Raw genomic sequence first — 25,153 nt, forward strand, 5'->3', positions numbered from 1 at the left:
CACCCACATGAGCTTCGGCGCCGATGAAGAAATCCTTCAGGATTTCCTTGTAGAGGCCGGCGAAATTTTAGAGCAACTGTCCGAGCAACTGGTCGAGCTGGAAAGCCGACCGGATGATGCGAACCTGCTCAATGCAATTTTTCGCGGTTTTCACACTGTAAAAGGGGGCGCCGGCTTCCTCCAGCTCCATGAGCTGGTGGAGTGCTGTCACATCGCCGAGAACGTGTTCGACATCCTGCGCAAGGGTGAGCGGCACGTCGACTCGGAACTGATGGACGTGATTCTCGAAGCACTGGATGCGGTCAACGGCATGTTCAGCGAAGTGCGCGAACGTGCACCGATCACTGCGGCCACGCCGGAACTGCTGGCGGCCCTGGCACGCCTGGCAGAACCGGCCACGTCGGCGGCACCTGTGGCAGCGGCGCCTGAGCCGGCTGTCGAGGCTGAGCCGGATGTGACCGACAGCGAGTTCGAGCAGTTGCTCAACTCCCTCAGTGCGGTGAAGGCCGAAGCTGAAGCACCGCAAGCGCCCATTGCGCCTGCGGCGCCGACCAGCGAAGACATTACCGACGCCGAGTTCGAGTCCCTGCTTGACCAGTTGCATGGCAAGGGCCAGTTTGCCGCCGACGCCGTGGCACCTGCCGCTGCGCCGCAGGCACCAGCGGCGTCTGCCAACACCGACATTACCGACGACGAATTCGAAGCGTTGCTCGACCAGTTGCATGGCAAGGGCACCTTTGCGGCCGAAGCCTTGCCGGAAGTCGCGGCCACCGCCGCCGCACCTGCTGCCACGGCAGCACCGGCTGGCGACGGGCTGATCTCCGATCACGAATTCGAAGCCTTGCTGGATGAATTGCACGGCAAAGGCAAGTTCACCGAAGTGGCCCCGGCCGCCGCGGCGACTGCCACCCCGGTAGCCGCGAAACCTGCCCCAGCCAAAGCCGCCGCACCGGCCGCCGCCAAACCCGCTCCGGCCCCCGCAGCCGCCCCGGCGCCTGCACGGGCTGCCGCGGCGCCAGTGGCCGAGAAGCCTGCCAGTGAAGCCGAAACCACCGTACGGGTTGATACCGCACGCCTGGACGACATCATGAACATGGTCGGCGAACTGGTGCTGGTGCGTAACCGTCTGGTGCGCCTGGGCCTGAACAGCGGCGATGAAGCCATGCAAAAGGCCGTGTCGAACCTCGACGTGGTCACCGCTGACTTGCAGACCGCCGTGATGAAAACGCGGATGCAGCCGATCAAGAAAGTCTTCGGCCGCTTCCCACGCCTGGTTCGCGACCTGGCTCGTCAGCTCAAGAAAGAAATCAACCTGGAACTGGTGGGTGAAGAAACCGACCTCGACAAAAACCTGGTCGAGGCCCTGGCCGACCCGCTGGTCCACTTGGTGCGCAACGCCGTCGACCACGGCGTCGAAACGCCGGAAGAGCGCGAAGCCTCGGGCAAGTCCCGCAATGGCAAGGTGATTCTGGCGGCCGAGCAAGAAGGCGACCATATCCTGCTGTCGATCACCGATGACGGCAAAGGCATGGACCCGACGATTCTGCGCAATATCGCGGTCAAGCGTGGCGTGATGGACAAGGACGCCGCCGACCGCCTGACCGACACCGAGTGCTACAACCTGATCTTCGCCCCGGGCTTCTCGACCAAGACCGAGATTTCCGACGTGTCCGGCCGTGGCGTGGGCATGGACGTGGTAAAGACCAAGATCAGCCAGCTCAATGGTTCGATCAATATCTACTCGACCAAGGGCCAAGGCTCGAAGATCGTCATCAAGGTGCCGTTGACCTTGGCGATCATGCCAACCCTGATGGTGATGCTGGGCAACCAGGCGTTCGCCTTCCCGCTGGTCAACGTCAACGAGATCTTCCACCTCGACCTGTCGCGCACCAACGTGGTGGACGGCCAGGAAGTGGTGATCGTGCGCGACAAGGCATTGCCCCTGTTCTACCTCAAGCGCTGGCTGGTGGCTTCGGCCAAGCATGAAGAGCAGCGCGAAGGCCATGTGGTGATCTTGTCCGTGGGCACCCAGCGCATCGGCTTTGTTGTCGATCAACTGGTTGGCCAGGAAGAAGTGGTCATCAAGCCTTTGGGCAAAATGCTGCAGGGAACCCCGGGCATGTCGGGTGCGACCATCACCGGTGACGGTCGGATCGCGCTGATTCTCGATGTTCCGAGCATGCTCAAGCGTTACGCCGCACGGCGTATTTGATTCTGGTGGGGCAGGGCGGTAATGCCCGCCCCGCCTAACGGAGTGTTTATGGCAGTCAAGGTCCTGGTGGTGGACGATTCGGGTTTCTTCCGCCGCCGCGTCTCGGAAATTCTTTCCGCCGATCCAACGATTCAGGTGGTCGGCACGGCCACCAACGGCAAAGAAGCGATTGATCAAGCCATTGCGTTGAAGCCGGACGTGATCACCATGGACTACGAGATGCCGATGATGGATGGCATCACGGCTGTTCGGCACATCATGCAGCGCTGCCCGACTCCGGTGTTGATGTTCTCCTCGCTGACGCACGAAGGCGCCCGGGTCACCCTGGATGCGCTGGACGCGGGTGCCGTGGACTTCCTGCCGAAGAATTTCGAAGACATCTCGCGCAACCCCGAGAAGGTCAAGCAGATGCTGTGCGAGAAGGTGCACAGCATTTCGCGCAGTAACCGTCGCAGCCTGTTCAGTGCGCCGGCGCCGGCCCCGGTGGCAGCGCCTGCTGCGCCGACGTCGTCATTTGCGCGGCCGGTCCCTGCGCCCGTGGCACGCCCTGCGGCGCCGCCGGTGCGCGCCGCTGCACCGAGCGCGCATTCGCCTGCGCCCAAGCGCAAAGCCTACAAGCTTGTCGCTATCGGCACCTCTACCGGCGGCCCGGTGGCCTTGCAGCGGGTATTGACCCAACTGCCGGCCAACTTCCCTGCGCCGATCGTGCTGATCCAGCACATGCCCGCGGCTTTTACCAAAGCGTTCGCCGAGCGCCTGGACAAGCTGTGCCGCATCAGCGTCAAGGAAGCCGAGGATGGCGACATCCTGCGTCCTGGCCTGGCGCTGCTGGCCCCGGGTGGCAAGCAGATGATGGTCGATGGCCGTGGCGCGATCAAAATCCTGCCGGGGGACGAGCGCCTCAACTACAAGCCGTGCGTGGACATCACCTTCGGCTCGGCGGCCAAGTCCTACGGCGACAAAGTTCTGGCGGTGGTGCTCACCGGCATGGGCGCCGACGGCCGTGAAGGCGCACGCCTGCTCAAGCAGGGCGGCAGCGCCATTTGGGCCCAGGACGAAGCCAGTTGCGTGATTTATGGCATGCCCATGGCCATCGTCAAGGCTGACCTGGCCGACGCCGTTTACAGCCTGGACGACATCGGCAAGCATCTGGTGGAGGCCTGCCTCTGATGGATGTCTTGAGCCTGATTGGCATCACCATGGCGTTTGTCGCGATTATCGGCGGCAACTACCTTGAAGGCGGCCACCTTGGCGCCTTGGCCAACGGCCCGGCGGCACTGATCGTGATCGGCGGCACCGTGGGCGCCGCGTTGCTGCAGTCGCCCCTGAGTTCGTTCAAGCGCGCCATGCAGATTCTGGTGTGGATCATTTTCCCGCCACGCGTCGACCTGCCAGGCGGTATCGACCGCGTGGTCAACTGGAGCCTCACCGCGCGCAAGGAAGGCCTGCTGGGCCTGGAAGGCGTGGCCGATGCCGAGCCCGACAGCTACGCGCGCAAAGGCCTGCAATTGCTGGTGGACGGCGCCGAACCGGAGGCGATCCGCAGCATCCTCGAGGTGGATTTCTACACCCAGGAAAGCCGTGACATCAATGCCGCCAAAGTCTTTGAAAGCATGGGCGGCTACGCGCCGACCATCGGCATCATCGGTGCGGTGATGGGGTTGATCCACGTGATGGGCAACCTGGCCGACCCGTCGCAGCTGGGCAGCGGCATTGCCGTGGCGTTTGTCGCCACCATCTACGGCGTGGCGAGTGCCAACCTGGTGTTGCTGCCGGTGGCGAGCAAGCTCAAGTCGATTGCCATGCGCCAGTCGCGTTACCGCGAAATGTTGTTGGAAGGCATCTTGTCGATTGCCGAGGGTGAAAACCCGCGCTCCATCGAATTGAAGCTTCAGGGCTTCATGGATTGATGGGCATGCTTTGTGTAGGAGGGAGTTTGTGAGCCGTCGCCGCCGCGAGCCTGAAGAGCACGTCAACCATGAACGCTGGCTGGTGTCCTACGCCGACTTCATTACCTTGCTGTTCGCGTTTTTCGTGGTGATGTACTCCATCTCGTCGATCAACGAAGGCAAGTACAAAGTCATTTCCCAAGCGCTGATCGGCGTGTTCAACGACGCCGACCGTGCCCTCAAGCCGATCCCCATTGGCGAAGAGCGGCCCAAGACCGTGACCCCGGCCAAGCCGCTGGTCAACGACAGCGACGAAACCGCCGCCGGCATCGGTGGCACCAGTGACCCGCTCAAAAGCATTGCCGACGACATCAGCGCTGCGTTTGGCGACCTGATCAAATCCAACCAGATGACCGTGCGCGGCAACGAGTTGTGGGTGGAAATCGAATTGAACTCCAGCCTGCTGTTCGCCAGCGCCGATGCGATGCCGAGCGACCAGGCCTTCACCATCATCGACAAGGTGGCGGCGATCCTCAAACCGTTTGAAAACCCGATCCACGTGGAAGGCTTTACCGACAATTTCCCGATTGCCACCGCGCAGTACCCGACCAACTGGGAACTGTCCTCGGCGCGCGCCGCGAGCATCGTGCGCATGCTCGCGATGCAGGGCGTGAACCCTGGCCGGCTGGCGTCGGTGGGCTACGGTGAATTCCAGCCGGTGGCCAATAACGCCACTGCCGAAGGCCGCGCGCGCAACCGTCGTGTGGTGCTGGTGGTGTCGCGCAACCTGGATGTACGCCGCAGCCTGACCGGCACCGGCACAGCCAATGCAACACCGGACGCGGCACTGAAGCGGGCTGGCACACAAACTGCACCGCCAACCGTTAAGCCGTCGGTTCGTCAGAGCGCCGTCAATTCTCCGTCACCGGCTCAATAACTTATGCAATGTCTCGGTCGCGCCATCGCCTGCCGGGAGGAACCAACCGAATGAGAGTCTGGGCAGTTGCCAATCAAAAGGGTGGAGTCGGCAAGACCACCACCTCCATCGCCTTAGCCGGCTTGCTGGCCGAGGCGGGCAAGCGTGTGGTCGTGGTCGACCTCGACCCGCATGGCTCGATGACCAGCTATTTCGGCTACGACCCGGATGCGCTGGAACACAGTTGCTACGACCTGTTCCTGCACAAAGGCAGCGTGCCCGCCGACTTGCCGGGGCAATTGCTGCTGCCCACCAGTAACGAAAGCATTTCCCTGCTGCCGTCCAGCACTGCGCTGGCGACCCTGGAGCGGCAGTCGCCTGGGCAGAGCGGTTTGGGCCTGGTGATCGCCAAGACCCTGGCGCAGCTGTGGCAAGACTTCGACTACGCGATCATCGACAGCCCACCGTTGCTGGGCGTGCTGATGGTCAACGCCTTGGCGGCCAGCCAGCAGTTGGTGATCCCGGTGCAGACCGAGCACCTGGCGGTCAAAGGCCTGGAGCGCATGGTCAGCACGCTGGCGATGATCAACCGTTCGCGCAAGCAGGCGCTGCCGTTCAGCATCGTGCCGACGTTGTTCGACCGTCGTACCCAGGCGTCCCTTGGCACCTTGCGGGTATTGCGCGATGCCTACCCGGACACCATCTGGAATGGCTACATCCCGGTCGACACGCGCCTGCGCGACGCCAGCCGCGCAGGCCTGACGCCTTCGCAGTTCGATGGCAAAAGCCGTGGCGTGCTGGCGTACCGCGCGTTGCTCAAGCATTTGCTGTCGCAACAGCTTGTGGCGCAGGTGGCGTGATGAACCGTCCCGTTGAACTCAAGACCCGGCCGCAACTGGCGCTGGAATCCTACCTGGATGCCTTGCTGCAGGACGCGACCGCGGAGCAACTGCCGGAACCGATTCTGCTGCTTGAACCGGTGGTAGAAGCCGAAAGCGCGCTGGATGAGTTCCAGTTGGCAGTGCTCGAAGAACAAGCCCGCGATGCGCACCTGGCGCCTGTGGTTGAGCCGATAGAACCGATTGCGCCAGCGGTGATGGCGCCCGTGGTGGTCGAGCCGGTGGTGGAAGTCCATCTGCCGCCGAGCATCACCCCGCCGCCAGTCACCGGAGATGGCCGCCCGGCGTGGGCCGCCGAGCCGTTCGAATGCCTGTTGTTCGATGTCGCCGGGTTGACCCTGGCGGTGCCGCTGGTGTGCCTGGGCTCGATCTATTCGCTGGAAGGCCAGGAGCTGACGCCGCTGTTCGGGCAACCGGAGTGGTTTCTCGGCATCCTGCCAAGCCAGGCCGGCAACCTCAAGGTGCTGGACACCGCGCGCTGGGTAATGCCCGACCGCTACCGCGATGATTTTCGCCAGGGTTTGCAGTATGTGATTTCTGTTCAGGGCTACGAGTGGGGGCTGGCGGTGCATCAAGTCAGCCGCTCGTTGCGCCTGGACCCCAATGAAATCAAATGGCGCAGCCACCGGGGCCAACGGCCGTGGTTGGCCGGCACCGTGATTGAACACATGTGCGCGTTGCTCGACGTCGCCGAGCTGGCTGAGTTGATCGCCAGCGGCGCGGTAAAAGCGATGCCGCAGAACAAACGCAGTTGATTGAACAATAAGGCCCGCATGCAAGTGCGGTCAGCGAAGTACATACGCCGTGAAAACGGTATTTGAAGGGGTCCGAGGAATGAACAAGTCAGCATCCGCACAAGGTTTGGTCGATGATCCAATCCTGCAATGGGTAACCTTCAAACTGGACAACGAGTCCTACGGCATCAACGTGATGCGCGTGCAGGAAGTGTTGCGCTACACCGAGATCGCGCCGGTACCGGGTGCGCCGAGCTATGTGCTGGGCATCATCAACCTGCGCGGCAACGTGGTGACCGTGATCGACACCCGTCAGCGTTTTGGCCTGGTGCCGACCGAGGTTAACGACAACACGCGCATCGTCATCATCGAGGCCGACAAGCAAGTGGTCGGGATCATGGTCGACAGCGTGGCCGAAGTGGTTTACCTGCGCCAATCGGAAGTCGAAACCGCGCCGAACGTGGGCAACGAGGAATCGGCCAAGTTCATCCAGGGCGTGTGCAACAAGAACGGCGAACTGCTGATTCTGGTTGAGCTGGACAAGATGATGAGCGAAGAAGAATGGCAGGACCTGGAGAACATCTGATTGTTTCTTGAAGCGGCGGTGATTGTCCTGGCCCTGTTGTGGGCCGGGACCTTGGCGTTTCTGCTGCGCTATATGCGCCAGCAACGCGAATTGGCCCAGCAACAGGCCGAGCGCGATGCCGTGCGTGACCGGCGCATTCTTGACTTGGTCAAGCGCGTGGATCACTTCCAGCAGACTGCGGTAAAGGTCGGGGACGAGGTGCATGAACTGCGCGCGATTCTCGGGCCGCTGCCGGACAAACTGGCGCAGATCGAACAACGCGACCCTTCGAGCCTGTCGTTCGCCCAGGCGGCGAAGCTGGTGGGCATGGGCGCGACCGTGGATGAGCTGACGCAGTCGTGTGGCTTGACCCAGGCTGAAGCGCAATTGATGAGTAAGTTGCACAAAAGCTGACGCAGGTTGCTGCACCTGCCCGACGTTGCTGGCAGGCTTTGCTGTGGGAGCTGGCTTGCCTGCGATGCGGATACCTCGGTACACCAGGCACACTTGATAGATGCCATCTGACATTTGTGCCTCGCCCTGAGACGGATTAGAGAGTGCAGGCGAGCATTTGCGCCGACTGTTCAATCCAGCGGCATGCGCTGTCTGCCGACGGCAAGCAATGGGATGCCGTAGAACCTGTGTCCAACGGCAAGGTATCGATGTGCAACGCGATGGATAACTTCCAGGCGGCCAATAAATTTGCGTCTCCGATGGCTTTTTTTCCTCCGGCCAAGGTCCACATCCTTCAAGCACCTTTGAACCCAGGAGAATCCCCGCATGACCACCCCCAAGGCACTGTTGATCCTGCACGGCAAGCAAGCCCTCAACGAGGACGTGCGCGCCGCCGTGCAGGCCCGTCGTGAGCAGGGCTGGGAGCTGGCGGTGCGGGTCACTTGGGAGGGCGGCGACGCCCAGCGCATCGTCAATGAGGCCCTGGCCGACGGCTATACCCACCTGATCGCCGGTGGCGGCGACGGCACGTTGCGCGACGTGGCCGAAGCCATGGCGCTGGCCGAGACCGACGCCAGCCTGGTGCTGATGCCGTTGGGCACCGCCAATGATTTTGCCCGCGCCGCCGGTGTGCCGCTGCAGCCTGCGCATGCGCTGGCGCTGCTGGACGTACCGCCCAAAGCCATCGACCTCGGCCAGGCCGGTGGGCAAATGTTCCTCAATATGGCCACTGGCGGGTTTGGCAGCCAGGTCACGGCCAACACCTCCGAAGACCTGAAAAAAGTCCTCGGCGGCGCGGCCTACCTGTTCACCGGGTTGACGCGTTTCAGTGAGCTGAAGGCTGCCTATGGCGAGCTGGAAGGGCCGGGCTTCCATTGGAAGGGCGACCTGCTCGCGCTGGGGATCGGCAACGGTCGTCAGGCGGGCGGCGGGCATGTGCTGTGCCCTGGCGCGTTGGCCGACGATGGCTTGCTGGATATCAGCATTCTGCCGGCACCTCAGGAGGTGGTTGGCACGCTGATGACGCTGATGAGCGACGGCTGGGGCCTGGATAACATGTTCGTGCGCGCGCGCCTGCCGTGGGTCGAGATCAAAGTGGCCGAAGGGCTGTATATCAACCTGGACGGTGAACCGTTAAAAGGCGATGACCTGCGGTTCTCTGCACTGCCCAAAGCCTTGCGTGTGCACTTGCCGTTGAACTCGCCGCTAATCGTCCAGGCTGATGATCTGCTCGCGAACGGCGAATAGCACCAGGCCTGCCACGTCGAATATCTGCAGGCGCTTCATGATTTGCGAGCGATGCGCCTCCACGGTCTTGATGCTCAGGCCCAGGCCGTGGGCGATCTCCCGGGTGGATTTGCCGCGCACGATCAGGCGCAGAATTTCCAGCTGACGCGCCGTAAGGTTGTGGCTGTGGGCGACGGGGGACGTCGGTCCCTGGCTGCGGATCAGCGCCTGATTGATCACGGTGTGGGCAATCGCCGGGCTCAGGTAGCGCTCGTTGTTGCGCAAGGCGAGCAGGGCGTGTTCCAACTCGTTGGCGGTGGTGTCCTTGAGCAGGTAGCCATGGGCGCCGGACTCCAGCGCCCGCATGATCAGCTCCGGGTCGGTGTGCATCGACAGGATCAGTACTTTGCTTTTGGGGTAGGCCGCCTTGAGTTGCTGCAATGCGTCCAGGCCACCGACGTGCTTCATCGACAGGTCCAGCAGCACGATATCCGGCTGCAGTGCGCTGAATTTTTCCAGTAACTGCGCGCCGTCACTGGCTTCACCGATCACGGTGTAGCCGGGAATATCCTGGATCAGCGCGCGCACGCCGGCCCGAATCAGTGCGTGGTCATCCACCAGAAGTAAATTGCAGGTCACTCGAGAACCTTAGGGGAACTGGCCCGTTCGAGGGCGCGCGGCGCCCAGGGGAAAAGCGCGTCGATCCGGGTCCCTTTGCCAGGTTGGCTGTTGACGGACAAAGTGCCCCCCAACTGATCTATCCGCTCGGACATGCCGGCCATGCCCCGTTGGCCTTCCAGGCCGGGGTTGATGGCAGGCGAGAAGCCCAGGCCGTCGTCGCAGATCATCAGCGACAGGCCTTCGGGCAGGCGTTGCAGGCGCACCAGCAGGTTGTGCGCCTGGGCATGGCGAAGCATGTTGGTCACCGCTTCCTGGGTGATCCGAAAGGCCGCCACGGCCATCTCTTCGGGAATGCCGGTCAGCCGTTGCTGGCATTCCAGGCTCCAGTGCACCGGGGTGTTTTCCAGGGTCTTGAGCAGGTGCGCGCGCAGGCTGGCTTCCAACCCAAGGCTGGCCAGCTGCCTCGGGTTGAGAATGGCCGAGACGTCGCGCACTTTGGCCAGGGTTTCATTCAAGGTGTTGCACAGCACCGTGCACTGGCTTTGCAGGTCTGGCGGCAAGCGGCGCTTGAGCCATTCGCTTTGCAGCTTGGCGGCAGTGAGCAGTTGGCCGATGTCGTCATGCAATTCGCGGCTGAGGCGATGCCGTTCGTTTTCTTGCACTTGCAGCAAGCGATCGGCCAGTTCCTGCGGCTGGAATTTTATCGATTTGCGCGAGCGCCACTGTTGCACGCCCACCACCAGCAACGTGGCCAGGTTGAGCAAAGGGATCAATAACGGCAATGGTGCGGAACGGGTATAGGCCCACAGGCTGACCAGCAAGGAGCAAAGGCACAGGGCGAGAACGATGCGGCGGGCATTGCTGCGGGACACGGCTCTTGCGATGAGTGACTTTAGGCTGGCGTACATAGCGGATGGAGCCAATGAAGGTTCGCTGCGGGAAGACCGGTCACGGCGGCTGACGGGGCTCTGTTTGGAATGCGGTGCCGAAACATCTTTTATACATCATGAAGTTGAGTCACTTCGAGCGGGGCATAGTACCACCACTATTACCGTTGGTCGCCTGGCGACTCGCCTCATGGGTTATTAACCACGCATAAACTCCCAGGGCCCTAATCTGCGCGTTAAAGGGTCCCGGAGTTGAAACAGCAGGCCGTTGTATTAAGGAAGTGGGTGGGCAGAGTTATAGCGCTGATGGCTAATTGATATGTTGCTGTCGTTATTAGATAACTCACTGATTAAATACGACCTCTACGCTCATCACGAGGTGTGATGTAAGCGTTGCTGCGGTTTATAACCGAAGTCTTTTTGCGGGATCTGCAAGGTGACTGTCGCAATCAATTTAGTTTGTTCGCTTTCATCCAGGGCCAGTTCGCCGGTGCGGGTGTCGATCAATTCCAGTTGCCACGCCAGCAGTGTCAGGCAGTCATGCAAGGCATTGAGCGCCTGATCATGCAGTTCCATGGGGCAGGCGGCGTTGGCAATCAGGTATTGAATATGCCGAGAGAATTCGCTGATCGCCTGCAGGGCCAGGCCCTCGGCCTTTTCAGCCAGGTTGCTCAAACTGATTTTCATGCAGTCGATGGCATCGCTGTCGTTGCGGATCAGATGCAAGTGGTTCAAGCACTCTTGCGACTTGGCCAGGAGCATCTCGGCCTCAAGCAGGAATTCGGGAAGTGCAGTTTGCCATTCGTTTGCGTTATTCATCATGCATGTCTCCGTAACATAAGCTCGGGTGATGAGATGCCGCACCGGGTGAATGGCGTAAACCTACCGCTGAAATATGACTGAAATCTGTAGCCCGCTTCCGAAATTCCAGTAGGACCGTTATTTGAATGATCACGATAGCCGTGAGTGGCCCTGGTCATTCGGGTCGCTTGCACAACTTTGGATGCCGCCACGGCAATCTCTAAAAGACCCGTGGGCCGAGGGCTTGGGATGGCAAACAAAAGCGTGACTCCATTCATGCAATGAGAATGGCGTCACATTAATGGCTATTAGATATCGCGAATATCAGGTTGGGCCTGATTGTGCATAGGGGATTCCCTTACGCAGCGGAACCTCGCGTCGATTTGAAGGTCGCGCGACGTTGCTTGAGTGCCGTTTGAAGAGGCCGTTGCAGTAAACCATGATGTCAGTGTGACATCAATGAATTTACGTGGCATTTTACCGGGGTCAAGCTCTGGCGATCGCCGCCGATAACGAGCATAGGCGCAAGCGTGCTCGCGAACAATTCAAAGACGGCGCGTTGGTCGGCAGGGTCGCGATACCCGACCCGCTTGAACCAGCCGCACACACACCACATCAGGAGCTTTTAATGGCCGGCATTCTCGACACGGTAGATCAACGCACGCAACTGGTGGGTGAGAATCGCCTGGAGATTCTCATGTTTCGCCTGGCCGGGCGGCAGCTGTTCGCGATCAACGTGTTCAAGGTGCAGGAAGTCCTGCAGTTGCCCAAGCTGACCCTGATGCCCCAGCGTCACCCGTTTGTGTGTGGCGTGGTCAACCTGCGCGGCCAGACCCTGCCGGTGATCGACCTGTCGCAGGCGATTGGCATGCGTCCGCTGGTGCCGGGGCCCAACAGCACGATTATCGTCACCGAGTACAACCGCTCGGTGCAGGCATTCCTGGTGGGCGGTGTGGACCGCATCGTCAACATGAACTGGGAAGCCATCCTGCCGCCACCGGCCAGCGCCGGTCGCCAGCATTACCTCACCGCCATCAGCAAGGTCGATGACCAGTTGGTGGAAATCATCGACGTGGAAAAAGTCCTCGCCGAAATCGTGCCGTACAACGCCAAGGTCTCCCGCGAGAAACTCGAAGACCCGGTGCTGGAGCGCGCCCGTGGCCGCGAAGTGCTGTTGGTGGACGACTCCAATGTGGCACTGTCGCAACTGCGCGACACCCTTGGCCAGCTTGGGGTGAAGATGCACATCGCCAGTGATGGCCTCAAGGCGCTGAACATGCTCAAGGCCTGGGCCGACAGCGGCCAGGTGATGACCGACAAACTGCTGATGATCTTTACCGACGCCGAAATGCCCGAGATGGACGGCTACCGCCTGACCACCGAAATTCGCAACGATCCGCGCCTGCGGGGGCTTTACGTGGTGCTGCACACCTCGCTGTCGGGCAGCTTCAACGACTCGATGGTGAAAAAGGTCGGTTGCGATAACTTCCTGTCCAAATTCCAGCCCGACAAGCTGGTGGATGTGGTGCGCCAACGCCTGATGCTGGATGAAGTGCCGGCCTGATTCTTTGTGAGGAACTTAGGGTTGGGTGAGCCGGCTCTTTATGGTGAGCAGGCTTGCCCTGCGTTGGGCTGCGCAGCGGCCCCTTAAGGACGCTGCGGTGTCTCAGCAGAACTGCGGGGTCTGGCTTTGGGGCTGCTTCGCAGCCCAACGCGGGGCAAGCCCGCTCGCCACGGTAAGTTCGCTCGCCACAGTAAGTCGCTGGCCAGAGTAAGTCTGGGGGGCGCGGTGAGTCTGCGCGTTGCACCTGCTTGTTGACTGTGGGGGCGTCGCCCTTTGATTCCGGGGCTGCCTGCTATAGGGTGGCGCTTTGTCCCCTCAGGAACGCAGGCTCATGCTTCGTCTCAGCGCGTTGTACCGTTACCCCTTGAAGTCCGGCAAGGCCGAAGCCTTGCAGCAGGTCGGTCTGGATCAACTCGGGCTGGACGGGGATCGACGCTGGATGTTGGTCGACGAAGCCAGCGGGCGATTTCTGACGCAGCGGGCGGTGGCGAAAATGAGCCAGTTGTCGGCGTTGTGGAACAGCGCCGGTGGCTTGACCCTGAGTACGCCAGGCATGGCGCCGCTGGAGGTGGCCTTGCCTGGCAGCGACGCCGAACTGCGCGGGGTGACGATCTGGCGCGATACCCTGCGTGTGCCGGATGCCGGCGATGCGGCGGCGGCCTGGGTCAGTGACTTTATCGGCAAAGCCACGCGGCTGGTGCAGATGCCGCTGGCCCGTGCACGCACCACCGAGGCCGGTTTCGGCAAAGATGCCGACCAGGTGGCGTTTGCCGACGGCTACCCGCTGTTGTTGATCGGCCAGGCGTCCCTGGACGACCTTTCCCGGCAGGTTGGCCGGCCTATGGAAATGCTGCGCTTTCGTCCCAATCTGGTGATCGAAGGCAGTCAAGCGTATGCCGAAGATGGCTGGAAGCGCCTGCGTATCGGCGACGTTGAGTTCCGAGTGGTCAAGCCCTGTGCTCGTTGCATTCTCACCACGATCGACCCGGCGACCGGCGAACGCAGTGCCGATCGCGAACCCTTCGCCACGCTCGATGCCTATCGCAAGACGGAACACGGCGCCCTGTTCGGCCAGAACCTGGTCAACGATGACCTGGGCCTTCTGCAAGTGGGCATGCCCGTGACCATCATCGAGTAACACGTTCGCGCATAAAAAATGCCCGTCTCCTGCGAGACGGGCATTTTTTTGACCGGTGCAACCCTTAGCCGCGGTATTCGCACAGGTAAGCAGTGTCTACCGCGACCTTCAGCTGGAACTTGCTGTTGGCCGGTACGTTGAACTGGCTGCCGGCAGCGAAGGTTTCCCAGTCGGCGTCGGGCAGTTTCACGGTCAGGGCGCCGGACACCACGTGCATGATTTCACGCTGGGCGGTACCGAATTCGTATTCACCCGGGGCCATCACGCCGATGGTCGCCGGACCTTCTGCGGTGCCGAAAGCGATCGACTTGACGGTGCCGTCGAAGTATTCGTTGACTTTGAACATGGGTGAATCCTCGAAAAGTGGATTAAGGCTTCCTGCTCTGTATGGACGTGCTTGCCGGCGATGAGGCCCTTGGGCCTGGCTTCGCTCAGGCGCACGCCAAGACCGGCACGCCGGCCCCTACAGAACAGCAGGATATTGGAAAAGGCCGGCCAGTATGCCCAAGCCTTTGCGCGCTGCCTAGACCGGCAAAATCAACGGCAGCAGGCGCGCGGTGTTGCGCGCATCTTCCAGCGCCCGGTGTTGCTGACCCTGAAACTGCATCCCCGCCAATTGCAGCGCGCCGTTGAGACCCAGCGGCTTATCCAGGCGCCGGGCCTTGGCGAAGCGCTGCTTGAGGTTCACATGCGGCGTTTGCGCGAGCGCGCTGGCCAGGCCATGGCGTTGCCATTCGAGTTCAAGCTGCTTGCGATCGTAGTCGCCCCAGCTGGCCCAGCCTTCCAGGCGCGTGTGATGCTGGCCCAGCCAGCGTTCGAACAGTGGCCACACGTCGGTCATCGGTGCAGCGGCGTCGATGTTGGCCTGGGTGATGTGGGTGAGCTGTCGGCAGAACGGCGTCAGCAACGGCCGACGCAGCGGCCGCACAAAGCGCTGGAAGTGATCCAGTTCACGGCCTTGTCGGTTCACCAGGCTCGCGCCGATCTCGATGACTTCCATCTCCGTCACGGGCCAGCCGCCTTCATCCGTTGTGGCTTCAAGGTCAATAATCAGCCAATGAGGCATCGCGCAGGTTCCCGTACTCGTCCCTTCCTGATGGGGATAGAGCGTAGCCGGGCCGTGTAGTTCCGCCTAGGCCTTTTCGATCTCCAGTAAAACCTGGCGATTGTGCACTTGAGCGCCTGCAATCACCTGCACGTTTTTGATCACGCCGTCGATGCCGGCCGTCAGCGGATGCTCCATCTTCATCGCTTCGAGCACCAGCAGCAATTGGCCCTGGGTGACGCGCTGACCGGCGCTGACCCGAATGTCGACAATGGCACCGTCCATCGGCGCCTTGACGGTGCCGCTGCCGGCATCGACCTGGCGGCTGGCGACCTGCTGGGTACGGTTGATCACCCGCACGCCGGGCAGCCAGAGCTGGGCATCGTCGAGGTGGTAGGCGACGCGGCGGCGCACGCCGTTGATCTCCAGCGTGGCCCGGCGGCCATCGGTGCTGAGGTTGCGAATGTCGATGCCGTTGGCCTGCAGGTGGTTGGCGTGCAGCACGCTCACGGCGACCTCGTGGGGTGCGTCGTTAATATCCAGGCGATAAGTCCAAGGCACGCTGGCGTTGTTGCGCCAGCCCGTTAAACCTGAGTGGTGGGTACCGGCGCTGTGGTGATAAAACAGCGCGGCGGCCAGGGCGATCTGTTCATCTGTGGCTGCCTGACGGGGAATCTCGCTGAAGTGCTTGGCGATGAATCCGGTGCTGAAATCGCCGGCGATAAAGTCCGGGTGTTCAAGCAGATCGGCGAGCAGTCGCTGGTTGGTCGTTACGCCCAGCAATACCGTGTCTTGGACTGCTCGCAGCAGTTTGCGCCGAGCTTCTTCACGGGTGGCGCCGTGAGCGATGATCTTGCCGAGCATGGCGTCGTAGAACGGGCTGATGCGTTGGCCTTCGAGTACGCCGTGGTCGGTCCGCACGCCGACGGCAGGCTCCCAGCGCAGCACGTCACCGGTTTGCGGCACAAAGCCCTGCGCCGGGTCTTCGGCGTACAGGCGCACTTCCAGGGCGTGACCGCTTAAGGTCACGTCGGCCTGTGTAAGTGGCAGCGCTTCACCGGCTGCGATGTGCAGTTGCCAGGCCACCAGGTCGAGGCCGGTGATCAGCTCGGTAACGGGGTGCTCCACTTGCAGGCGCGTGTTCATTTCCAGGAAATAGAATTGGCCGTCGCGGTCGAGCAGGAATTCCACCGTGCCGGCGCCCACGTAATTGACCGCCCGCCCGGCTTTCAGGGCGGCTTCGCCCATGGCTTGGCGCAGTTGCGGGGTCATCACGGGGCAGGGGGCTTCTTCAATGACTTTCTGGTGGCGGCGCTGGATCGAGCAATCGCGTTCGCCCAGGTAGATGAGCTGGCCGTGGCTGTCGCCGAACAATTGAATTTCGACATGGCGCGGGTCGATCAGCGCGCGCTCGAGGATCAGTTCGTCGCTGCCGAAGGCGTTCATCGCTTCAGAGCGGGCGGTGCGCAGTGAGTCGAGCAGTTGGCTGCTGTCGTGCACCAGGCGCATGCCGCGCCCGCCACCGCCGGCGCTGGCCTTGATCATCAGAGGGTAGCCAATGCGCTTGGCTTGCTCTTGCAGGGTGGCGTCGTCTTGGCGGCCGCCTTGGTAACCGGGTATGCACGGCACGCCCGCCTCGAGCATGGCCAGTTTGGACAGGCGTTTGCTGCCCATCAGTTCGATGGCCTCAACGCTTGGGCCGATGAAGGTGATGTTCGCGTGTTGGCAGGCGCGGGCGAAGTCGGCGTTTTCGGAGAGAAAGCCATAGCCGGGGTGGATGGCGTCGGCGCCTGTGATGTTGGCTGCGTTGAGAATGGCGGCGATGTTGAGGTACGACTGCTGAACGGGCGCCGGGCCGATGTTGACGGCTTCGTCGGCCATCTGCACATGCAGGGCCTGGGCGTCGGCATCGCTGTAGACCGCCACGGTGCGGTAGCCCAGGGCCTGGGCGGTGCGCTGGATGCGACAGGCAATTTCGCCGCGGTTGGCGATCAGGATTTTGCTGAATGTGGGCATTGGTTTATCCCTTGGCGCACGGGGTGAATGTTCTGGCCCCATCGCAGGCAAACCAGCTCTCACCATGTGAAAGGCGTTCTCCCGGTGGCAGCTGGCTTGCCTGCGATGGCGTCATTTGCACCAACCTGGCTTACGCTTTTGCACAAAAGCCTGCGTCCCCTCTATCCCTTCCATGCCCGTCACCGCCTCGGCAAACCACTGCGCTCCGCGATCCAGCACCGCCTCAAGCGGCTCGTCGGCACTGGCGAGCAACAGCGCTTTAGTCCGCCCATTCGCGCCCGGCGCACACTGCAGCACTTGTCCCAACACCTCATCCAGGCGCTGTGCCAATGCCTGCGCATCGCTCTCGGCAAAATGCACCACGCCCAAGCGCTGCGCCTCAAGCCCATCAAACCGCGCCGCAGTCAGCGCCAGCCGGCGCGCCTGGGTCAGGCCGATCCGCTTGACCACAAACGGCGCAATCTGCGCCGGCAACAAGCCTAAGCTGGTTTCCGGCAAGCCGAATCGCGCCTGGTGATCGGCGATCGCAATGTCACTCACACACGCCAGCCCAAACCCACCCCCCAGCACTGCACCTTGCAGCACCACGATCACCACTTGCGGCACCGCTTCAACTTCTTGCAGCAAGGTGCCAAACGCGCGGTTCAGCGCCTGCAACTGCGCCGTGCCGCCGGCGGTGACCATGTCTTTCACATCCGCCCCCGCGCAGAAATGCCCACCCGCGCCGCTGATCACCAGCGCGCGCACCTGGCCGTCGAGCTGCGCCAACACCGCCCGCAGTTCGTTGACCATCTCCAGGCTCATGGCATTGCGATGCGCCGGGCGATTGAGGGTGATGTGCAGCACACCGTTATGCGGTTCGAGCAGCAAGGTGTTCATGATTTTTTCCCGGGCAGCGTGCCCATCAATTTGCAGATGATGCCCAGCATGATTTCGTCGGCGCCGCCGCCAATCGATACCAGCCGTACGTCGCGGTAGGCGCGGGCCACCGGGTTGTCCCACATAAAGCCCATGCCGCCCCAGTATTGCAGGCAGCTGTCGCTGACCTCGCGGCCCAGGCGCCCGGCCTTGAGCTTGGCCATGGAAGCCAGGCGGGTCACGTCCTGGCCTTTGATGTATTGCTCGGTGGCCTGGTAGACCAGCGCGCGCAGGCATTCGATTTCAGTGGCCAGCTCGGCGAGGCGAAAGTGAATGACCTGGTTGTCGATCAGCGCTTTGCCGAAGGTCTGGCGTTCTTTGCAGTACTCAATGGTGCTGTCGATGCAGTACTCCAGGCCCTTGATCATGTTGGCCGCGCCAAACAGACGTTCTTCCTGGAACTGCAGCATTTGCATCATGAAACCCGCCCCTTCGTGGCCGATGCGATTGCGCTGCGGCACGCGCACACCGTCGAAGAACACCTGGGCCGTCTCGGAACTGTGCATGCCGAGCTTTTCCAGCGGTGGGCTGACGCTGATGCCTGGCGTGTTCATCGGCACCATGATCAGCGACTTGTTGATATGCGGCTTGTCGTCGGAGGTGTTGGCCAGCAGGCAAATGAAGTCGGCGCTGGGCGAATTGGTGATCCACATTTTGCTGCCGTTGATCACGTAGTCGTCGCCGTCCTTGCGGGCATGGGTTTTCAGCCCGGCGACGTCGGAGCCGGCGCCGGTTTCCGAGACGCCGATGCAGCCGACCTGCTCGCCGTTGATGGCCGGGCGCAGGAACTCGTCGCGCAGTTCATCGCTGCCGAAGCGGGCGAGGGCGGGGGTGCACATGTCGGTCTGCACGCCGATGGACATCGGGATGCCGCCGCAGCGAATGGTGCCGAATTCTTCAGCTGCCACAATGGAATAACTGTAATCCAGGCCCATACCGCCGAATTGCTCCGGCTTGGAAATGCCCAGCAGGCCGAGATCGCCGGCCTTGCGAAAGATTTCGTGAATGGGGAAGCGCCCGGCTTTTTCCCATTCGTCCACATGCGGGTTGATCTCGCGATCGACGAAGGCGCGCACGGTGCGGCGCAGTTCCTGATGTTCCTGGGTAAAAATCATTGTGGTTGTTCTCCTTTAGAAACGCGCCACGCCGAAGCTGTTGGGTTGCAACTGCCGCATCTGGGCCTCATGGCAAATATCCAGCAGGTAACCCAGCAGCGTGCGGGTATCGCGTGGATCGATCAGCCCGTCGTCCCACAGATTTGCGCTGCCATAGAGCGCGGTGGACTGGCTGTCGAGCTTCTGCGCGGTGACCTGTTCGAGCATGTCGAGCACCTTGGGGTCGGGCACCAAACCCGCCTTCAATTGCTTGGCCTCGGTGACGATGCGCAGCACCTTGCCCGCCTGCGCGCCGCCCATCACCGCCGTGCGGCTGTTGGGCCAGGCGAAGATAAAGCGCGGGTCCAGGCCGCGGCCGCACATGGCGTAGTTGCCGGCGCCGTAGGAGCCGCCGACCACGACCGTGAGTTTCGGCACCCGCGCATTGGCCACCGCCTGGATCATCTTCGCGCCGTGCTTGATCACGCCGTGTTGCTCCGACTCGGTGCCCACCATGAAACCGGTGGTGTTGTGCAGGAACAGCAGCGGCGTGCGGCTCTGGTCGCACAGCTGGATAAATTGCGCGGCCTTGCTCGCGCCTTTGGGCGTGATCGGGCCGTTATTGCCGATCACGCCGACGGCGCGGCCCTGGATGTGCAAATGGCCGCAGACGGTGTGGGCGTCGAACTCGCCCTTGAATTCGAGGAAGTTGGAACCGTCGGCCAGGCGCGCGAGGATTTCGCGCACGTCGTAGGGCTTTTTCGGGTCGTCGGGGATCAGCCCCAGCAATTCTTCGATGGGGTACAGCGGTTCTGTATAAGCGCGTTTTGGCGCACGCGGCAGGCGCTCATCCCAAGGCAACAGGCTGACGATCTCGCGCACGATGCGCACGCCGTCGGCATCGTTTTCGGCCAGGTATTCGGCGGTGCCGGCGGTTTGCGCGTGCATCTGGGCGCCGCCGAGTTCCTCATCGGTGGCCACTTCGCCGGTGGCGGCCTTGAGCAGCGGCGGTCCGGCGAGAAACAGCTTGGCCTTGCCGCGCACCACCACCACGTAATCCGACAGCCCCGGCTGATACGCACCGCCGGCCGTGGCCGAGCCGTGTACCACGGTGATTTGCGGCAGGCCCATGGCCGACATGCGCGCCTGGTTGGCAAAGCTGCGGGCGCCCTCGACGAAAATCTCGGCGGCGTAGTTGAGGTTGGCACCGCCGCTTTCGGCGAGTGTCACCACCGGCAGTTTGTTTTCCATGGCGATCTGTTGCAGGCGCAGGGATTTTTTCAGCCCCGTGGGGGAAATGGTGCCGCCCTTGATCGCGCTGTTATTGGCCACCACCAGCATGCGCACGCCGCTGACGTAGCCAATGCCGGCGATCAAGCCGCCGCCGGCCGCGCTGCCGTCTTTGTCGTCGTGGAGTTTGTAGCCGGCCAGGCTGGCCAGCTCCAGGAACGGCGCGCCAGGGTCCAGCAGCAGGTTGAGGCGCTCGCGGGGCAGCAGTTGGCCGCGCGTGTCGAACTTGGGTTTGGCTTCCTGCGCCTTGCTTAGCAGGGCGTGCTCCAGCTGGCGCAGCTGCGCGATGGCGGCCAGCATCGCCTCGCGGTTTTGCGCGAACTGCGGGCTGTGGGCGTCGATCAAGCTTTCAATTGCCGGCATGGTTTATTGCTCCGCCTTGAGCACATCGGGCAGGTAGGCGCGGTGGAAACCATTGAACGGCTCGCTCGGCGGTTGCGCCTTGGGCAGCGGCCAGGCGCGGCTGCCCAGGCTGGCGGCGCCGTCGATGCGCAAGGTGCTGCCGCTGATGAACGCGGCGGCGGGGCTGAGCAGGAACACGATAGCCGCGCTGACCTCCGATTCGGTGCCGATACGCTTGAGCGGCACGTGCTCGCGCAGGGTCGGGATCACCGCCTTGAAGGCGCCTTCGTAGGTGTCCATGCCGCTGGAGGCAATCCAGCCCGGCGCCACGGCGTTGACGCGCACCCCGGCGTAGCCCCATTCGAAGGCGGCGGTCTTGGTGAAGTTGTCCATGCCCGAGCGCGCGGCGCCCGAGTGGCCCATGCCGGGCATGCCGCCCCACATGTCCGCGAGCATGTTGACGATGGCGCCGCCGTGCTTGCTCATCGACTGGTTGAACACTTCCCGCGCCATCAGGAAACCGCCGACCAGGTTAGTGCGCAGCACCGTTTCAAAGCCCTTTTGATTGATCGAGGCCAGGGGCGACGGGTATTGGCCGCCGGCGTTATTCACCAGCCCGTGAATCGACCCGTGTGCGTGGAGGAGCTGCGTGACCAGCGCCTTCACCGCCTCTTCATCGCGTATATCGCAAGCCTGCCAATGCGCCGTGCCGCCGTCTTCGGCGATTTCCGCGGCCACCGTTTGCAGTTTTTCCGGTTTGCGCCCCACCAGAATCACTTGAGCGCCGAGGGCCGCGAGTTCATGCGCGGTGCAGCGGCCAATGCCACTGCCGCCCCCGGTGACGATCACGGTTTGCCCGTGGAACAGGTCGGCTTTGAAGATTGAGTCGAAGGCCACGGCAACGCTCCTTTTATTTGAGTTGATCGGCGATGTGTTGCGGCACGGCAATGGGAATTTCCAGCAGTTGCTGGGCGAAGGCTTTGCCCTGCGGGTCGATGCGCAGGCTGGCGATACCGCCGCCGCCCAGGGCGTTTTCCAGCAGAAAATTCAGGCTGTGGCTGCCGGGCAAGTACCAGCGTTCAACGCGGCCGTGGAGGGGGTCGAGCACGTGGCTCATCCAGTCGACGATCACTTCCGGGGTCAACGCTTCGGCGATCCACGGCAGGTAGTCGGGGTGGCGGGCGATCACGCCGATATTGCTGTGGTTGCCCTTGTCGCCGGAGCGCGCCACGGCCAGCTTTACCAGCGGCACGTTGGCGTCGGCGCGGCCTTGGGGCTTGGGCGGGTCAATCGGCGCGGCCGGGGTGACCAGTGGCGCAGAGGCGGGCAGTTCAATGGCGTGACGCTGGCCTTGGAAGTCGATCACCAGCTCACAGGATGATTTATCGATCAGGAACGAAAACAGCCGAATCAGCGGATACACCGTCGGCCGCCCGCCAACGATGCCGGTCAAGCCGGGCGCCATGCCAGTGGCCGCCTGGGCGATCTCGCGGGCGAACAGCACCAGCGCCTGTTTGCTCGGGTGCCGCACCGCCAGTTTCATCACCACTTCGCGGCAATCCTGACGCTGGGCGTGGGCGCCGTAGGTGGCTTCGCTGCCGAGCAACTCGATGTTGAACTCGGTGTAGGGCGCCCAGCCGCGCTGGCTGAACAGTTGGGAGGTCTTGTTGATGATCGCCTGGCTGACGCGCTCGGCCTTGGCCACCGCGTCGATCCCGGCGATCAGGCAACTGGCGGTGCAACGAAAACCGTCCGGGTAGGTGGCGCTGACCTTGTACTGATCGGTGGGCGGCAAACCTTTGGCGCCGTGCAGGCGCACTTGGTTTTTGCCTTGCTGCTGCAGTTTGACCTGGCTGAAATCGCAGATCACATCGGGCAGCAGGTAGGCGCGCGGGTCGCCGATTTCATACAGCAGCTGTTCGGCCACGCTGAGTTCGCTGATCAGCCCACCCGTACCGTCGACTTTATTGACGGTGAACTGGCCGTCGGCACTGACCTCGACGATGGGAAAACCAATGTGCTCGTAGTCCGGCACGTCACGCCAATCGGTGAAGTTGCCACCGGTGCACTGTGCGCCGCATTCGATGATGTGCCCGGCGAGGGCGGCTTGGGCGAGGCGGTCATAGTCCTGCCATGACCAGTTGAATTCGTGCACCAGTGCGGCGCTGACCACCGCACTGTCGACCACCCGGCCGGTGATCACGATGTCGGCGCCCAATTCAAGTGCCTTGGCAATGCCTGGCGCGCCGAGGTAGGCGTTGGCCGACACGCACATCGGTGGCAGCGGCGCGCCGTTGAACATATCGGTGACGCCGTGCAGATGCTTGAGCTGCGGTTGCAGGTCATCGCCCAGCAGCACGGCGATTTTCAGCGGGATTTGCGCCTTGTCGCAGGCCGCTTGCAGGGCGGCGACGCAAGCGTGCGGGTTGATGCCGCCGGCATTGCTGATCACGCGGATGCCCTGGCGCTGGATGTCGCCCAGCAGCGGCGTGAGCACTTCGACGAAATCCGTGGCGTACCCGGCTTGGTGATCTTTCATCCGCGCACCGGCGAGAATCGACATCGTGACTTCCGCCAGATAGTCGAACACCAGGTAATCCAGCGCCCCGCCATGCACCAGCTGGGCGGCGGCGGTGCAGGTGTCACCCCAGAAGGCGCTGGCGCAGCCGATACGTACCGTCTTGCTCATGAGAAATCCGTCCTCGAATGGCTGGCGTCGAGACTACCAAGCAAGCGCTTGGTTTGTAAACTGCGTGCACAAGTTTTGCCCAAGCGCTTGCTTGGGTGGCGGCCACGGCCTAAATTGCCGCCCACGACGTCAGCACACGTGAAGGAGAGAGGCATGGATGAGCAAAAAGCCCTGAGGGTGATGCGCACCATGGTCGATGCCGGCCAATTGACCGACCCCGACAGTGCCCGGGGCAAATTGCTGCAAACCGCAGCTCACCTGTTTCGCAACAAAGGCTTTGAGCGTACCACCGTGCGTGACCTGGCCAGCGCGGTGGGCATTCAGTCCGGCAGCATCTTTCATCACTTCAAGAGCAAGGACGAGATCCTGCGCGCGGTGATGGAGGAAACCATCCACTACAACACTGCGTTGATGCGCGCTTCACTCGAGGAAGCGAGCAACGTGCGTGAACGCGTATTGGCGCTGATTCGTTGTGAATTGCAGTCGATCATGGGCGGCAGCGGCGAAGCCATGGCGGTGCTGGTTTATGAATGGCGTTCGCTGTCGGCCGATGGCCAGGCCCAGGTGCTGGCGCTGCGTGATGTGTACGAAGACATCTGGTTGCAGGTGCTGGGCGAGGCCAAGGCCGCCGGTTACATCAGGGGCGATGTTTTTATCACCCGGCGTTTCCTTACCGGCGCGTTGTCCTGGACCACCACGTGGTTCCGCGCCCAAGGCAGCCTGACCCTGGAGCAATTGGCCGAAGAAGCCCTGCTGATGGTGCTGAAGGCCGATTGAGGCGCAAGCCATTAATTTGCCGATGGAAAGTTGTCTCACCTGACAAAAACGCCTAGCTTATCGCCATCAGAGTATTAAACGGTGTGTGCCTCAATGTTTTCGCCATGGCGGCTGGCTGCAGGACTAACTTTATGGGCACTGGGCACCGCGGGGTGGATGCCGGCTTCGGCTGCGCAATTGGTGAGGATCGGCGCCGCGCATTTTCCGCCCTACACCGTACGCCCGGAGCAGGGTGCCGACACCGGTTTACTGCCGCAACTGGTCGAGGCGCTGAACGCCTCGCAAAGCGATTACCAATTTGTACTGGTGCCGACGTCTATCCCGCGGCGTTTTCGCGATTTCGAGCAGGGCCGGGTCGACATGGCGATCTTCGAAAACCCCGACTGGGGCTGGCAGAACATTGCCCACACTGCCGTGGACATGGGGCTTGAAGACGCGGAAATTTTCGTCGCCCAACGTGAGCCCGGTCGCGATCAGCGCTATTTCGCCGACCTAAACGGCAAGCGCCTGGCCGTGTTCAGCGGTTATCACTACGCCTTTGCCAACTTCAACCCCGACCCCAAGTACATGACCGAGCATTTCAACGCCACGTTGACCTATTCCCATGACAGCAACTTGCTGATGGTGGCGCGCGGGCGTGCGGACATCGCGCTGGTCACGCGTTCGTACTTGAGTGATTTCATGGTGCGCAACGCGGACATGGCCGGGCAGTTCCTGGTCTCGGAGCGGATTGACCAGGTGTACCACCACTACGCGTTGCTGCGGCCAAAGGCACCGATTACCGGGGCGGCGTTTGCCGAGATGCTCAAGCGCCTGCGTGATAACGGGCAGCTGTTGAAGATCTTCGAGCCGTATCGCATTGATGTGATGCCCGCGTCCTGAAGTCTTTTGTTGAGAGGCTGTTGTGGCGAGCAGGCTTGGTGTGGCGAGCAGGCTTGCCCTGCGTAGGGCTGCGAAGCGGCCGCGCTAAAGCCACCGCAGTTTTTCAGTCAGACCGTAGTGTCTGGTTCAGGGCTGCTGCGCAGCCCAACGCGGGGCAAGCCCGCTCGCCACAACAAGCCCGCTCGCCACACCAA

The 25,153-nt window shown here is 62.3% G+C and carries 24 protein-coding genes; 13 read left to right on the top strand and 11 right to left on the bottom strand.

The window, feature by feature from the left end; genetic code table 11:
* The first annotated feature begins 7 nt into the window (after window positions 1–7).
* The 9 genes from AACV02_RS23580 to yegS all read left to right on the top strand — a co-directional run bounded on the left by AACV02_RS23580 (window position 8) and on the right by yegS (window position 8,916).
* Complete coding sequence (locus AACV02_RS23580; RefSeq protein WP_119742309.1) at window positions 8–2,212, top strand: chemotaxis protein CheA; 2,205 nt, start codon at window positions 8–10, stop codon at window positions 2,210–2,212.
* A gap of 48 nt (window positions 2,213–2,260) precedes the next feature.
* Window positions 2,261–3,382, top strand: a complete 1,122-nt coding sequence (locus AACV02_RS23585; RefSeq protein ID WP_119742312.1) for a protein-glutamate methylesterase/protein-glutamine glutaminase — start codon at window positions 2,261–2,263, stop codon at window positions 3,380–3,382.
* On the top strand, window positions 3,382–4,122 hold the full coding sequence (locus AACV02_RS23590; protein WP_005790033.1) for a flagellar motor protein: 741 nt from the start codon (window positions 3,382–3,384) through the stop codon (window positions 4,120–4,122). Before AACV02_RS23585 ends, AACV02_RS23590 begins: the two co-directional genes overlap by 1 nt.
* Before the next feature lie 28 nt (window positions 4,123–4,150).
* Window positions 4,151–5,038 carry a flagellar motor protein MotD gene (gene motD, locus AACV02_RS23595; protein WP_106576474.1) on the top strand — a complete coding sequence of 296 codons (888 nt, stop codon included), beginning with the start codon at window positions 4,151–4,153 and terminating at the stop codon, window positions 5,036–5,038.
* A gap of 50 nt (window positions 5,039–5,088) precedes the next feature.
* The gene (locus tag AACV02_RS23600; RefSeq protein ID WP_014719332.1) at window positions 5,089–5,877 is read left to right on the top strand and encodes a ParA family protein; all 789 of its coding nucleotides are present in this window, start codon (window positions 5,089–5,091) and stop codon (window positions 5,875–5,877) included.
* Window positions 5,877–6,671, top strand: coding sequence for a CheW domain-containing protein (locus tag AACV02_RS23605; protein ID WP_119742314.1), 795 nt, complete (start codon window positions 5,877–5,879; stop codon window positions 6,669–6,671). The genes AACV02_RS23600 and AACV02_RS23605 overlap by 1 nt, the downstream gene beginning before the upstream one ends.
* A 79-nt stretch (window positions 6,672–6,750) precedes the next feature.
* A complete protein-coding gene (locus tag AACV02_RS23610) occupies window positions 6,751–7,236 on the top strand; it encodes a chemotaxis protein CheW (protein ID WP_106576477.1) in 486 nt (161 codons plus the stop codon).
* Window positions 7,237–7,629, top strand: a complete 393-nt coding sequence (locus AACV02_RS23615) for a DUF2802 domain-containing protein (protein ID WP_106576478.1) — start codon at window positions 7,237–7,239, stop codon at window positions 7,627–7,629.
* A gap of 366 nt (window positions 7,630–7,995) precedes the next feature.
* Entirely contained in the window at window positions 7,996–8,916 is a 921-nt protein-coding gene (gene yegS / locus AACV02_RS23620; protein WP_119742318.1) for a lipid kinase YegS, read from the top strand.
* Here yegS and AACV02_RS23625 read toward each other — a convergent pair.
* The 3 genes from AACV02_RS23625 to AACV02_RS23635 all read right to left on the bottom strand — a co-directional run bounded on the left by AACV02_RS23625 (window position 8,875) and on the right by AACV02_RS23635 (window position 11,225).
* The gene (locus AACV02_RS23625; protein ID WP_119742320.1) at window positions 8,875–9,534 is read right to left on the bottom strand and encodes a response regulator transcription factor; all 660 of its coding nucleotides are present in this window, start codon (window positions 9,532–9,534) and stop codon (window positions 8,875–8,877) included. The genes yegS and AACV02_RS23625 overlap by 42 nt on opposite strands.
* Window positions 9,531–10,424, bottom strand: coding sequence for a sensor histidine kinase (locus AACV02_RS23630; protein WP_106576482.1), 894 nt, complete (start codon window positions 10,422–10,424; stop codon window positions 9,531–9,533). The genes AACV02_RS23625 and AACV02_RS23630 overlap by 4 nt, the downstream gene beginning before the upstream one ends.
* 351 nt (window positions 10,425–10,775) lie before the next feature.
* Window positions 10,776–11,225 (bottom strand): hypothetical protein, encoded by a 450-nt coding sequence (locus AACV02_RS23635; RefSeq protein WP_177413708.1) that lies wholly within the window; start codon window positions 11,223–11,225, stop codon window positions 10,776–10,778.
* A gap of 607 nt (window positions 11,226–11,832) precedes the next feature.
* Between AACV02_RS23635 and AACV02_RS23640 the strand changes: the two genes are divergently transcribed.
* Window positions 11,833–12,768, top strand: a complete 936-nt coding sequence (locus tag AACV02_RS23640) for a chemotaxis protein CheV (protein WP_017134971.1) — start codon at window positions 11,833–11,835, stop codon at window positions 12,766–12,768.
* 331 nt (window positions 12,769–13,099) lie between these two features.
* Complete coding sequence (locus AACV02_RS23645) at window positions 13,100–13,906, top strand: MOSC domain-containing protein (RefSeq protein ID WP_119742322.1); 807 nt, start codon at window positions 13,100–13,102, stop codon at window positions 13,904–13,906.
* Window positions 13,907–13,970: 64 nt separating this feature from the next.
* Here the strand turns inward: AACV02_RS23645 and ppnP are convergent, their stop codons facing one another.
* The 8 genes from ppnP to AACV02_RS23685 form a co-directional block, all read right to left on the bottom strand.
* Window positions 13,971–14,252 carry a pyrimidine/purine nucleoside phosphorylase gene (gene ppnP, locus AACV02_RS23650; RefSeq protein WP_106576484.1) on the bottom strand — a complete coding sequence of 94 codons (282 nt, stop codon included), beginning with the start codon at window positions 14,250–14,252 and terminating at the stop codon, window positions 13,971–13,973.
* 177 nt (window positions 14,253–14,429) lie between these two features.
* Window positions 14,430–14,972 (bottom strand): exonuclease domain-containing protein, encoded by a 543-nt coding sequence (locus AACV02_RS23655; RefSeq protein WP_119742324.1) that lies wholly within the window; start codon window positions 14,970–14,972, stop codon window positions 14,430–14,432.
* A gap of 66 nt (window positions 14,973–15,038) precedes the next feature.
* Complete coding sequence (locus AACV02_RS23660; RefSeq protein ID WP_119742326.1) at window positions 15,039–16,967, bottom strand: acetyl/propionyl/methylcrotonyl-CoA carboxylase subunit alpha; 1,929 nt, start codon at window positions 16,965–16,967, stop codon at window positions 15,039–15,041.
* 111 nt (window positions 16,968–17,078) lie between these two features.
* Window positions 17,079–17,846 carry an enoyl-CoA hydratase/isomerase family protein gene (locus tag AACV02_RS23665; RefSeq protein ID WP_119742328.1) on the bottom strand — a complete coding sequence of 256 codons (768 nt, stop codon included), beginning with the start codon at window positions 17,844–17,846 and terminating at the stop codon, window positions 17,079–17,081.
* A complete protein-coding gene (gene atuD, locus AACV02_RS23670; RefSeq protein ID WP_119742330.1) occupies window positions 17,843–19,000 on the bottom strand; it encodes a citronellyl-CoA dehydrogenase in 1,158 nt (385 codons plus the stop codon). The genes AACV02_RS23665 and atuD overlap by 4 nt, the downstream gene beginning before the upstream one ends.
* A gap of 15 nt (window positions 19,001–19,015) precedes the next feature.
* Window positions 19,016–20,632, bottom strand: coding sequence for a geranyl-CoA carboxylase subunit beta (gene atuC / locus AACV02_RS23675; protein ID WP_119742332.1), 1,617 nt, complete (start codon window positions 20,630–20,632; stop codon window positions 19,016–19,018).
* A gap of 3 nt (window positions 20,633–20,635) precedes the next feature.
* Entirely contained in the window at window positions 20,636–21,508 is an 873-nt protein-coding gene (locus AACV02_RS23680; protein ID WP_119742334.1) for an SDR family oxidoreductase, read from the bottom strand.
* Window positions 21,509–21,521: 13 nt separating this feature from the next.
* Complete coding sequence (locus AACV02_RS23685) at window positions 21,522–23,300, bottom strand: acyclic terpene utilization AtuA family protein (protein WP_119742336.1); 1,779 nt, start codon at window positions 23,298–23,300, stop codon at window positions 21,522–21,524.
* 153 nt (window positions 23,301–23,453) lie between these two features.
* Between AACV02_RS23685 and AACV02_RS23690 the strand changes: the two genes are divergently transcribed.
* Window positions 23,454–24,077 (top strand): TetR/AcrR family transcriptional regulator, encoded by a 624-nt coding sequence (locus tag AACV02_RS23690; protein ID WP_106576492.1) that lies wholly within the window; start codon window positions 23,454–23,456, stop codon window positions 24,075–24,077.
* A gap of 93 nt (window positions 24,078–24,170) precedes the next feature.
* Entirely contained in the window at window positions 24,171–24,959 is a 789-nt protein-coding gene (locus AACV02_RS23695) for a substrate-binding periplasmic protein (protein WP_106576493.1), read from the top strand.
* Window positions 24,960–25,153: the final 194 nt, after the last annotated feature.

Source organism: Pseudomonas sp. Larv2_ips, assembly GCF_963879675.1.
Classification (GTDB): domain Bacteria; phylum Pseudomonadota; class Gammaproteobacteria; order Pseudomonadales; family Pseudomonadaceae; genus Aquipseudomonas.